The sequence below is a fragment of the Clostridium sp. ATCC BAA-442 genome (genome assembly GCF_964239415.1).
Taxonomy (GTDB): domain Bacteria; phylum Bacillota; class Clostridia; order Oscillospirales; family Oscillospiraceae; genus Flavonifractor; species Flavonifractor plautii.
On sequence record NZ_CAXSQB010000064.1, the window covers coordinates 1 to 11,968 of the forward strand.

Consider the following 11,968-nt stretch of genomic DNA (forward strand, 5'->3'; position numbering starts at 1 on the left):
ACCGTTACCGGCAACGAGGCCGCCAAGATGCTGCTGGTGGCCGCCGGCTACGACGCGCAGCTCGAGGGCCTGACCGGCAACGACTGGGCCATCAAGACCGCCTCTCTGGCCTCTACCCTGGGCATCTTTGATGACCTGACCGCTCCCACCGGCGATCCTCTGACCCGCGACAACGCGGCGCTGCTGATCTACAACGCTCTGGACATCGAAATGATCCAGAAGTACGAGAACGGCTACGCCATTGCCTTTGAGGATCACCGTACCCTGCTGTCCACCAAGTATGGCGTTTATAAGGTGGAGGGCGTGGTCACCGGCAACGAGTGGGCCCAGCTAGAGGATACCGACAGCGAGGACGCCCTGGCCACCGGCAAGACCAAGATGGATCACGTAAAGGTCTACAAGTCCACCACCAGCAACACCGTTGTGGGCGAGTATGAGGAGGAGAAGAACCCCGTTATCTTCAACGTGTCCACTCCCGTCGACATGCTGGGTCAGACTGTAACCATGTATGTGCGCAAGACTACCGTTCTGGCCAACTCCGAGGTTCTGGGCGTGTACGTGAACGGCAACAACAACGTGGTCAAGACCACCGCCGACACCCAGGACACCATGAAGGACTTCCTGAAGGGTACCGGCCTGAGCGTGGACGGCGATACCGCCTACTACGTCAACTACGGCGTAATGAAGGACGAGGCTGCCGCCACCAAGGCTATGGGCTTCGAGTCCGGCGACCGCTTCAACAGCGTGAAGGGCAAGACCAACGGCTACGGCGTGGAGCTGACCGCCATCGACAACGATAACGACGGCGAGGTTGAGTACGTGCTGTACCTCCAGGAGACCCTGTCCCAGGTCATCGCCAAGAGCGCCTCCAAGGAGACCACCACTCTGAACACCTTCAACTCCAACAAGGCCATTGACAACGAGGACATCGTGACCGAGGCCGACCTAGCTGAGGGCGACCTGGTTCTGACCATCTCCTACGGCGGCCGCTACTATGTCTCCGAGCCCCAGGTGGTCACCGGCCAGATGGAGTCCTATGCTGCCAACAAGGAGAAGGAGCAGACCATCACCGTGGGCGGCACCGAGTACCACCCCTCCTACATCCAGTACAAGGCTGACACCGCCGACAACACCTATGAGTTCGACGTGCTCAAGTGCGACAACGGCGGCGTGGAGTTCGACTCCGACTACGACTTTATCCTGGACAGCAACGGCAACGTCATTGCCTACCGTCCCTCCGAGCAGGGCCTGTACGACTACGCCCTGGTTCTGGACTCCGGCTATGAGCCCGGCGCCTTTGCCTCCGACGCCTCCGGCAAGATCAAGGTCCTGCTGGCCGACGGCACCGAGGGCGTCTACACCTTGAACTTCTCCGCCTCCGCCAAGAACGTGGGCGAGCAGGTTGCTGACGTTCTCACCGCTAACAGCCATACTGAGAAATACAGCAAAAATCAGGGCATTCAGGAGCTGAAGGGCTTCCTGGGCACCTCCGACTCCGACAACTCCGCTACCGCCCCCTGGAAGACTCCTGTTGAGACTGGTAATACCGGCGCCTTTGTCAACAAGAACATTGATACGAATGGTACTGCTGGTATCAACGACGCCGACTACAAGGACGGCCGCGCTGCTGGCTATGTCATCGCCTACTCCCTGAACGATGACAATGTGCTGACCATTAAGTCCATCGTGGGCAGCAACGACGAGGTTTCCGTGGTGACCGACGTCTTCAACCCCGCCGACGTGAAGCAGCAGACCATGAGCAGCGCCTATGAGACCGGCGCCGCCCGTATCCGCTACAACAGCAACAACAGCCAGATCACCGTAGACAAGAACACTGTGGCCTTCTATTATGACAACAGCACTCCCAGCGATATCACCTACGGCGTGGCTGTCGGCTACAATGAGATGGCTCATGTGGATAACAACAAGATTGTTTCCGCCCGCTTCCTGGACAGCAAGTCCACCCTGGCCTCCACCGTGCTGTTTGACGCCAAGGGCGTGGCCGTGGAGAAGGACTATGCCTTCGTTCTGAGCCGCAGCAGCGTGGACAGCAAGTATGCCACCCTGAACGTGGTTCTGATGGATGGCACTGTGACCACCCTGAAGATCACCCGCAACGACTACAACAGTATCTTCAACACCTCCGACGATTTCAGCATTCCCTATGCCTACACCACTGACGGCAACGGTGTTTCCGACCTGACCAAGCCCAACTTCTCCAGCGATGACAACCAGGCCAGCAACCTGGAGATCGTCCGCGGCTATGCCCGTCAGCTGCGCACCGGCACCGTGGCCCTCTACACCGACAAGACCATGACCAACCTGGTTACCGGTACTTACGGCGACGGCACCTTCACCTATGAGAACAACATCTGGAACGTGGAGGACGTGGACAACAGCTATGAGAAGGCTCCTGTCGGCTCCTTCTCCGAGAACGTGGGCCGCGAGGTTGTCATGGTCATCGACAGCGACAAGAACATTGTCCGCGCCGCCTACATTCTGAGCACCCTGGACGGCGTGTATGCCGCCAATGCCAACATTACTGTTCAGCCTGCCGCGAACTCCAATATTACCGAGAACCAGGCGCTGACCCTGTCTGTGACCGCCACCGCTCCCGGCACTCTGAGCTACGAGTGGTTCAAGAGCGCTGACAACAGCACCAACACCCCCAACGACGACACCTCTCTGGTCAATGTGGCTGGCTACACCGGCGCCAAGACCAACACTCTGAGTGTTGCCGCCAACACCCTGTCTGCCGGTTCCCACTACTTCTATGTGAAGGTGACCAACACCGAGACCGGCAAAATCGAGAGCGTCGTGGTCAGCAATCTTGCCACTGTGACCGTGGGTACTTACACCGCCAAGACCATCAGCTACAGCACTGCGGATGCCGCCAAATTTGCTGTTTATGCCGGCAACAGCCAGACTCCTCTGACCGAGGAGGACAGCCGTTCCGGCAAGCAGGTGACCATCCCCGCTGATGCCACCACCGTTGCGATCCAGAACTCTGACTGGAATGCTGGAGAAAACTACGCCTTTAATGGCAAGAACTACGAAGTGGATTCCGACAAGTGCATCACTGTAAATGTGGGTGATCTTTCTAACGGTGACACCCCGATTAGCTCCAGCAATTTCACTCGGGTGTATAAGGCTACCTATGAGGTTCCCGGCGCTCCCTATACAAGCGCTGCGGCTCCCGATGCCGAGTTCGATGCTACCTCTGTGACCGCTCCTGCGGTACCTGCTGCTGAGACTGGCTACCAGTTCCTGGGCTGGTATGATGCCACCAACAGCAAGGTTTACAAGCCCGGCGCTACTGTGACTCTTGGCGGTAGCGATGTTACTCTGACCGCTGTGTACGGTTCCACCGTCATGGAGGCTGGTGCTAACGATAAGAGCGCTTCCGACGGTCTGGCCACCGCGCAGTTTAAGTTTGACATCTCTGCTGACATCAGCGCCAAGATTACCAAGCTGACTGCAACTGCCAGCACTGTTGGCGGTGCGACTCTGGGAGGTGGCAAGGACACCAATTCCGTTGCCTTTGCTTCCAACGAGATTGCCCTCACCTTCACGAGCGATGGCGTTGACCTGAGCGGAGCCGCTACGGGCAATACCATTACCTTCAGCATCACTATCTCCTATGAGGCTGGCGGTACGCTGACCCCTGGTGATATTACCTACACTTACGCCTGATCATATTGAAACATCCCCCCGGGCTATACCCGGGGGGATGTTCTATTTCACCGCGAAATAATGGTATTTGGTGCCGCTGTAGTTCATATAGGAGCGGTTCCGGCTGTCCTGGGTAACGGCGAAGCCGCTGGCCTGGATCTGGATGGCGGGCGTGCATGGTCCGTTGATGTCCTGATAGAACACTGGCCAGCCGTCTACCGCCAGGCCGCCGCTGATGCTTTCGCCGCCGTTGCTTCCATAGCGGTTGCCAAGCGCCATCTCCACCAGAACCGCCCTGGGCCGGAATCCCAGGTGAATCGTGCGGCTGGCGGCATTGTCGCCGGTATAGGCTCCTGTGCTGATCTCGGCCTTCTCCCGTTCCAGCCGCTCCGCCTGGGCCTTGGCGGCCCGCATGCCTGTGTCGATCCTGGCAAAGTCCTGATTGAAGTCCGTCCGCAAAAAGCTGTCGGACGGCTCCCATTGGTGCAGTTGATAGTGTTCCGTATAATTTGCCATATTTTTTACATCTCCTCCCCATGTAGGGACACCCCACTATCCGCCGCATGCCCAAACCCGGACAGTCTACAGCTGTGTTTGGAGATTCCGTCTACCAAATGTCTACCACCTGAGGCCCTGAAACCCTTCTGGTTTCAGGGCCTCAGCCCTTTTTCCCTGTCAGGATTGTCTACCAAATGCCTACCAAGCAAACCTTTCCATGCCTTCACCGAGTTTTTTAGGTGAAAACGAGCAGATATTTGTACCTATTTCTCCTTTGTAAGGGGCGTCATACGCCCCTCTGGCTCAAAATTCAGAAGGAGGAAATCCAAATGAGAAACCTCAAGCGGACTCTCAGCCTGGTAATGGCCATGGCCCTGATTGTGGGCATGATGGTCGTCTCCGCCAGCGCTGTGAGCAGTGATTTCAACGACTCTGCTGAAATCACCAACACTGAGGCGGTTGATGTGATGACCGCCATCGGTGTGTTCGAGGGCACCGACAAGGGCGCCTTCAACCCCACCGGCATCCTGACCCGTGAGCAGGCCGCCAAGATCGTGGCTGTCATGCTCCTGGGCGAGGAGGATGCCAATAAGCTGACCACCAACTCCACCACCTTCAAGGACGTGGCGGCCAACCGCTGGTCTGCGGGCTATATCGGCTACTGCGTGCAGCAGGGCATCCTGGCGGGCACCGGCAACGGCAACTTCGACCCCGAGGGCGAGCTGACCGGCCTGGCCTTTGCGAAGATGATGCTGGTGGCCCTGGGCTATGACGCGAAGGTTGCCAACTATGTGGGCAACGACTGGGCCATCAACGTGGCCGCCGACGCGGTGAACGCGGGCATCGCCCCCAAGGGCATCGTGCTGGCCGACGCCATGACCCGTGAGCAGGCCGCCCAGATGGCGTTCCAGACCCTGACCGCCGACACTGTGTACTACACCAACAAGGGCACCACTGTCATCGGCTCCGACGGCATGCAGGTTATCGTGGGTGCTTCCGCCCCCGTGAAGGTCGCCAACAGCACGACCGATGATTACCGCACCGTGAAGGGCGACAAGGACGAGGTGCAGCAGTTCTGCGAGAAGTACTTCTCTGACCTGACCCTGAACAGCAATAACCACGACGATTTCGGCCGTCCCTCCGACCAGTGGAAGAACGGCACCAAGGAGATCGGCACCTATGCTTCCACCGCCGATGCCTCTTACTCCGAGAAGGTCAGCTCCAAGACCCTGTACTCCGACCTGGGCCTGGATAAGACCACTACTGTGGATGTGACCGAGGACGGCAAGGCCAATGGCACCTTCACCATCGAAAAGGGCAACAGCGACGACGAGCTCGGCGGCAACGGCGTTCTGGTCGAGGCTTTTGTGGACAACGACGACAACGTGACCCTGGTGGTCATCAACACCTACGTGGGCGAGATCTCCAAGGTTACCGCCGCGAAGGACGGCGATGACCGCTATGTCACCGTGGACGGCAAGAAGTTTGAGACTGAGTCCTTCGAGAAGGACGACGTGGTTCTCTACACCATGGCTGATGGTGAGATCCAGACCATGACCCTGGCCGAGGTGGTTGAGGGCGTCGAGGTCACCAAGACCACCGGCGATTCCAGCTTCGTGGCTGACGGCGAGACCTACAAGTACAGCGCGAAGATGTCCAATAAGGGTGATGTCAAGGTCGACAGCGTGCTGGACCTGTACCTGGATTCCTATGGCTATGTCATTAAGGTCGACGTATCCAAGGCCTCCAGCGACTACGCCTACGTCGTGAACACCGGTGCCGATGAGGGCCGCTATGACGACGAGAGCTCCTACTATGCCAAGCTTCTGCTGGCCGACGGCACCGTGGTCGAGGCCGAGGTCGATGAGGACTGTCTGAGCGGCAGTAACTTTAGTGCAAAGGAAACCGCTCTGAAAAACATGCGGGGCTACATCGTAGAGTACAGCAAGAACTCCAAGGACATCTACACCATCAAGGGCGTCAGCACTTCTGGTCTGGCCGAGAACAAGAAGGTCGAGATCAACAAGGGCGAGTCCGCCATGACTCTGGACACTAAGACTGTCTACGCCAACAGCAAGACCGTCTTCCTGGTGCAGACCGGCACCGGCAGCAAGGCCACCTATAAGTCCTACACCGGCTATGCCAATGTTCCCGACCTGAAGGACAACAGCGGCAACTTTGTTTACTACTGCAAGAGCGGTAGCACTGTGGCTACCATGGTCTTCATCTCCGATGTGTCCGCGAGCTCTGACGACATCGTGTATGTCCTCAGCTCCAAGGCCGGCACCAAGGTGAAGGACAGCGACAACACCTACTACGAGTACAAGGCTGTTGTCAACGGCGAGATCACCACTGTCAAGATGGATGAGGAGCTGAAGGACAGCTATCCCAGCGGCAATGTCCTGAAGACCGATATTCTGCTGAACGTTATCGCCTATGCGGATGCTGAGAACGAGATTCTGGACGCCTCCGCCTGTGAGGAGTACAGCAAGGTCACTACCGATGATACCTATCAGCTTCCCGGCGTGGAGGTCAAGGCTGAGGCCGAGGATGGTATCATCGACCTGGGCGGCAAGAGCTACGCTGTTTCCGACGATGTAGAGGTCTATGCCGTCACCAAGGGCAAGAAGATCGAGACTGGCTCTCTGAGTGATGTGGAGAAGGGCATGACGGTTACCGCCATCGTGAAGAACGGCGAGATCGTCACCATCTTCTACGGCTCCACCACCTCCTCCGGCAGCGACAAGGCTGAGATTTCCGGCAGCGGTGTAAATACTGCTACCGTTGTTAACGCCTCTGATCTGAGCAGCGAAGCCAATGGTGCCTATGTTCTGACCAAGATGCCTGAGGATAAGAAGGATGACATCGGCGGTGAAATCACCGACAACATGTTCTTCACCTTCCGCATTACTGACAAGGATGCTCAGGATGTTGCTCTGTCCATCAAGAACAGCAAGGGTAATCTGATGTACAAGGAAGATGCCAAAGGTGTGACCACTGGTTTCCATTACTTCTATGTGCAGGTCATTGGTGAAGGCATCAATAATTCCTCCAAGGGCTATGAGATGAGCGATAAGGCGCTTGTCGATGGCACTTATACTTGGACGATTGTCAATACGACCACCGGCGATGAGCTGATTGGCGGTACCTTCACTATCCGCTGAGTTCTGATCACCAAACCCCAAGAAGCAAGGAGGCCCCGGGTATTTCCCGGGGCCTTCTTGCTTTCTTGATATAGCGCCGCGTAATAATAGATGGTTCCAGCCTCATTGAGCTGCTGGTAGTCGTGATTGTAAAGTCCTCCCCCCAGCTTCCAGCTCAGGCCGTCTTGAGTCCACTCCACCTCAAGCAGCTCTCCATCGCTGGTGCTGAAATTAACCGCCTGCGTGTTCCCCCTCAGAAAGACAGCGTGGCGTGAACCGCAGCTTACCCAAAGCGCCTTGGCTGGAATCCCCAGTGTAAGTACGGTAGGCTCGGACGGGCCGCAAGTTCCCGTACCCACATAAGAGCCGAACAGAAGGCTGCAATCTCCCCGTCCGGCGAGGCCCGCGTCAATTTTCTGAAAATCCTCGTTGAAGTCTCTCCGTAAAAAGCTGTCCTCCGGTTCCCACTGGTGCAGGTGATAGTGCGCTGTATAGTTTGCCATCTATATTACCCCCTCCGCAGGCAAGGCCATCCCCGCGTCCGGTAGACAGCCGGACGCGGGGTTCCTTTCCCGCAGGGGCCGCGTTTTCCAGTACAGCAAAGGCGCTGCCCGGCCCCCCTGCGGGAGGAATGAAAATGGCAGCTTATACCGAACACTATCACCTGCACCAGTGGGAGCCGGAGGACAATTTCCTGCGCACGGATTTCAACGAGGATTTCCGTGTGCTGGATAAAGCACTGGCCTTAAAGCCTGAGATTCTAAGTGGAAGCTATACAGGGGATGACGCCCGAAGCCGGGATATTTCGCTGGGGGTATCGCCCCGGGCAGTCTTTGTGGTAAGGCAGGACGGCGCAATGCAGTCCGACATGTATACCTATGGCGGCCTGGCGCTGCAAGGAGCGCCGGTCACCATGCGGGACGGAAACCTGGTGGAGATCACCAGCAGCGGAATACGGGTGGCCCGCGGCGACCTGATAGAGGGCAGATTCTACGCGGACGCAAACCGATCCGGAATGAGCTACTACTATATAGCCTTCCACTAACAAAAAGAGCCCCCCCCAATCGGGGGCGCCTCTCTTCGTAATAAGCCGATTGCAGTTAGATTACCACTTCACGGTGAGGGTATACACATCGTTAGTAGTAGAGCTCCAATCGCCGTCCTTGTCAATGGTGATAACCTTCTGGCCAGACTGGCTCATATCGATAGCCAGATAAATGTCGCTACGATTGGTCAGCGTGGGGGTAGAGGGCTCGGAACCGTCAAACTTAATCTTAGAGGTGCCGTCAGTCACCGCATCCGCAGGAACGGTAATCTGAACGATAACCTTGCCCTTAACCTGATCGCCGGAGTACAGAGCGCTACCGGAGCCGACATTGCCGGTCACGTCGCCGAGAACCACACCGCCGGACACGGAAACAGTTTCGCCGGTCTTGGTGGACTCAAGCTGAGTGCTGACCTTGCTGGTGTCGCTGATATTGCCAGTCACATTCAGGGTGCCGTTGCCAACGATAGCAGCATTTGCGGTCAGATCACCCTTGACGTTCAGGGTGGCACCAGCGGGGATCTCCAGCTTGCTGGAAATAGTAGCATTACCCTCAAAGGTCACATCCGTGTACTGCTTCAGAGCAGTACCGAGATTGCTCTCGTCGGTAACAGTAGTTACGCTGTCAACCGCGGGGATGTTGCCGTAGGTGTCAACCACCAGCAGCTTCACCTCGTCGCCGGCGCCCATCACATAGTAGGCGTTGGCCTGGTAAACACCGGACTTATCAGTCTCGATGGCGATGGTGGGCACCGCGCCCTCAACGCCGGCCTTGTCGTCGCTGTTGATGCCGATGATAACGGTATCGTCGGTGATCTCAGCGTTGACATTGCTGCCCTTGTCGCTCAGAGAAGCGTCGGTGAAGCGGATATCGCCGTTCTTCTCGTTGTAGGCAATGATGGCAGTGCGCAGCAGGTTGTCGACCTCGGTGACAGTGTAGCTGCCGTCGCTGTTCTCCTCGTAGGTGAAGATGTCGCCCTTGGACAGGGAAACCTTCTCGTCGGTCATGATGTCCTTGTGCTCGGTGGCGCCATCCCAGAAGGTGAAGACGGACACGGTCTCGCCGTCATCGTTCTTGGTGGTGGACACGGCGCTGGTCACATAACCGTAGTTGCTGGTGATGGAGTTGACCTTCGCGTTCAGAGTCGCATAGGCCAGAACCACGCTGTTGTAGCCGGTGGAGTTGTCCTTGTTGGCATAGGCGTTGGAAATGCTGGCCACGGAAGCGGAGCTGTACTTGGCAAAGTCAGAGCCAGTCATGGTGGAGAACTTGCCGGCGTTGTCTTTCACGAAGATCACGGCGTCGTCCGCGATGCTCTCGCCGCCAATCTTGCCCTTGCCGGAAGTATTGGCATAGGTGTTAGCAACAATCTTGTCAAAGCCGGCCTTGTCGGCATCGGAAGTCTCAGCCTTGGTCAGGACATACTCGCCCTTCTTGACCTCGTAGGTCACCAGATCGCCAACATTGGCGCGGCTGGAGGTTCCATCATACTTGACATCAGTGGTAACCACCTTGGTGGTGCCGTCGGCGAAGAGCAGCTTGGCCTGCTCGCCGTTGATATCCTTGTCGGTGTTCACGATCACAGCGTAATCCTGCAGCTCGTGGCTGGAGGTGATAACCTCGGACTTCACGATGTAGCCGTTGAGCACAGCGGCCTTCACGGTGCTGTCCAGAGCCAGATCGGTGTCGGGATCGCTGGTAACATAGTTGTACCAGGTGCCGTCAATGCGGACGGAGTCGCTCTTGGTGGCCTCGATCTTGCCCTCGACCGTCTCAGCCAGGACATAAGTATCGGTGTCATCCACGGTGTTGGCGGCGTCGCTCTTGATGACATAGTCGTTCTTGGCCATGTCGTCGTAAGCGTTCACGTCCTCAAACTTAACATTGGTGTTAACATCGGTGTTAAAGGACTTCTCGCCCACGTAGGTCACCTTGGCGGCGGTGAAGGGGACGTAAACAACGGTGTCGATCTTGCCGTTGTCGTCATTGTCGTAAGCCTTCACAGCGGCGGCCTTGTTGCCGCCCACATTCAGGCCGTCAATCAGCTTACCGGTGTAGAGAGCGGTGGTGGTCACATTGCTGTCCACCTTGTAGGTGGTGCCGTCAATCTTGACCTCGCCGTTCTTGACAGCCTCAACCTTACCGGCAGTGCTCTCCACGATCAGGGAGCTGTCGGTGGAGGCATAGACGCCGTACACATTCTCGCTGTCCTTATACAGAACCTCGACCTTCTGGCCGATCAGGTTGCTGTAGTCACCTTCGACCTTGGTGTACTGGCCCTTGGTGGTGATGCCATTCATGTACAGGGTGTAAGTGCCCTTGCTGTCCTTCTCCACGTCGGTCAGCACAGCGTCGCCGTCGGTGATCAGGGACAGGTACTTGTGGCCCATGGTCTCGTCGGCGTACTTGGTCACGGTGTTCTCGCCGTAAACATTCTGGGTCTTCTGCTCCAGAGTGTACTTGCCAGTATCAAGAGTGGTGCCACCGTTCGCGTCCTTCAGAGTGTCGATAGCATCCTGACGGCTGTTGTAGACGGAGCCGTCCAGAGCCTTGACGGCATCGTTAACAGAGCTGTCCTTGATCTTGACAACCCACACGCGCTCGGTGCCGGTCACGACGGACTCGGTGCCGGTGTAGCTGTACTGGCTGGTGGTGTAGTTGCCAGCGGCGTTCAGCTCAACCATGTTGGCGTCCAGAGCATTGTAGATCATCTGGGCGGCATTGTCACGGGTCAGCAGGGTGTTGGCGTTCAGATTGGCCAGGTTCTTGTAAAGACCGTTCTGGTTGGCCAGCACGTTGGTGTTGATGGCCCAGTCGTTGCCCACCAGGCCGGACTTCTCGGCGTTGTAGCCCAGCACGCCCAGCAGCATCTTGGCGGCCTCGGTGGCGCTCACGGTGCCGGTAGGATCAAACTTGTTGTTGCCGCGGCCAGCGATGATGCCGTTGGCGGCGCAGTACTCAATGTAGGACTCTGCCCAGGTACCCTTGATGTCGGTAAAGGTGGGGGTGTCCTTGACGCCCAGCACGGGATCCACACCGCCGTTGATGGCGACGCAGAGCATCTTGGCCATCTCGGCACGGGTCACGTTGCCGGTGGGGTCAAAGTAGCTGCCGTCTTCCTTACCATTGATGATGCCCAGGGCAGTCATGGTAGAAACGGCGTCCTTGTTTACGATCTCATCCGCATCGGTGAAATCGCTCGCGTTCACCGCGCTGGCGCCGACACTCATCATGCCCACGAGCATGACGGAGGCCAGAGCCAGGCTGAGAGTCCGCTTGAGGTTTCTCATGTTTGGAATTCCTCCTTCTAAATTTTGAGCTTTCGGGGCATCCTACTCACGACTGCGCGTTTCAGTCAAGTATAACTCCCCTTGCCTCTGTACGCATGATAAAGCATCTTTCGCAAAAGGTCAACACCTCCGGCGCATTTGTAACAAAGCTGTAAAACAACGCCCGTTCCCTGCCAAACCGACCAGAACCGGCCGTTTCCCTCTTTATATTATAAGGTATCGCAGCCCCCGGGAGGACATCCGCGTCCCCCCGGGGGCTGTTTTTGCCCCGGCTCGCCCGCCCACAACACCCGGCATCCGTAGGGGCGGCCTTTATGGC

Annotated in this window: 6 protein-coding genes; 3 read left to right on the forward strand and 3 right to left on the reverse strand. The window is 57.2% G+C overall.

From position 1 onward, the window contains the following. On the forward strand, positions 1 to 3,693 hold a 3,693-nt coding region (locus tag ACESY8_RS17715; protein WP_498794906.1), incomplete at its 5' end, for a hypothetical protein. 42 nt (positions 3,694 to 3,735) lie between these two features. On the opposite strand, the gene ACESY8_RS17720 is transcribed toward ACESY8_RS17715, so the two are convergent. Then, positions 3,736 to 4,188, reverse strand: coding sequence for a hypothetical protein (locus ACESY8_RS17720; RefSeq protein ID WP_054339578.1), 453 nt, complete (start codon positions 4,186 to 4,188; stop codon positions 3,736 to 3,738). 311 nt (positions 4,189 to 4,499) lie between these two features. Between ACESY8_RS17720 and ACESY8_RS17725 the strand changes: the two genes are divergently transcribed. After that, positions 4,500 to 7,334 carry an S-layer homology domain-containing protein gene (locus ACESY8_RS17725; protein ID WP_373222990.1) on the forward strand — a complete coding sequence of 945 codons (2,835 nt, stop codon included), beginning with the start codon at positions 4,500 to 4,502 and terminating at the stop codon, positions 7,332 to 7,334. On the opposite strand, the gene ACESY8_RS17730 is transcribed toward ACESY8_RS17725, so the two are convergent. Beyond that, positions 7,265 to 7,816, reverse strand: a complete 552-nt coding sequence (locus tag ACESY8_RS17730) for a hypothetical protein (RefSeq protein ID WP_082382935.1) — start codon at positions 7,814 to 7,816, stop codon at positions 7,265 to 7,267. The genes ACESY8_RS17725 and ACESY8_RS17730 overlap by 70 nt on opposite strands. A gap of 134 nt (positions 7,817 to 7,950) precedes the next feature. Here ACESY8_RS17730 and ACESY8_RS17735 point away from each other — a divergent pair, with 134 nt between their 5' ends. Next, positions 7,951 to 8,358: a hypothetical protein gene (locus tag ACESY8_RS17735; protein ID WP_039997328.1), complete on the forward strand. Its 408-nt coding sequence runs from the start codon at positions 7,951 to 7,953 to the stop codon at positions 8,356 to 8,358. 60 nt (positions 8,359 to 8,418) lie between these two features. Here ACESY8_RS17735 and ACESY8_RS17740 read toward each other — a convergent pair whose 3' ends face one another. After that, positions 8,419 to 11,649, reverse strand: coding sequence for an S-layer homology domain-containing protein (locus ACESY8_RS17740; RefSeq protein ID WP_434307752.1), 3,231 nt, complete (start codon positions 11,647 to 11,649; stop codon positions 8,419 to 8,421). Between the last annotated feature and the right edge of the window lie 319 nt (positions 11,650 to 11,968).

Bases quoted from the DNA above. Each gene is read 5' to 3' on its own strand.
- ACESY8_RS17735 (WP_039997328.1), top strand. From the start codon at position 7,951: ATGGCAGCTTATACCGAACACTATCACCTGCACCAGTGGGAGCCGGAG.
- ACESY8_RS17720 (WP_054339578.1), bottom strand. From the start codon at position 4,188: ATGGCAAATTATACGGAACACTATCAACTGCACCAATGGGAGCCGTCC.
- ACESY8_RS17725 (WP_373222990.1), top strand. From the start codon at position 4,500: ATGAGAAACCTCAAGCGGACTCTCAGCCTGGTAATGGCCATGGCCCTG.
- ACESY8_RS17740 (WP_434307752.1), bottom strand. From the start codon at position 11,649: ATGAGAAACCTCAAGCGGACTCTCAGCCTGGCTCTGGCCTCCGTCATG.
- ACESY8_RS17730 (WP_082382935.1), bottom strand. From the start codon at position 7,816: ATGGCAAACTATACAGCGCACTATCACCTGCACCAGTGGGAACCGGAG.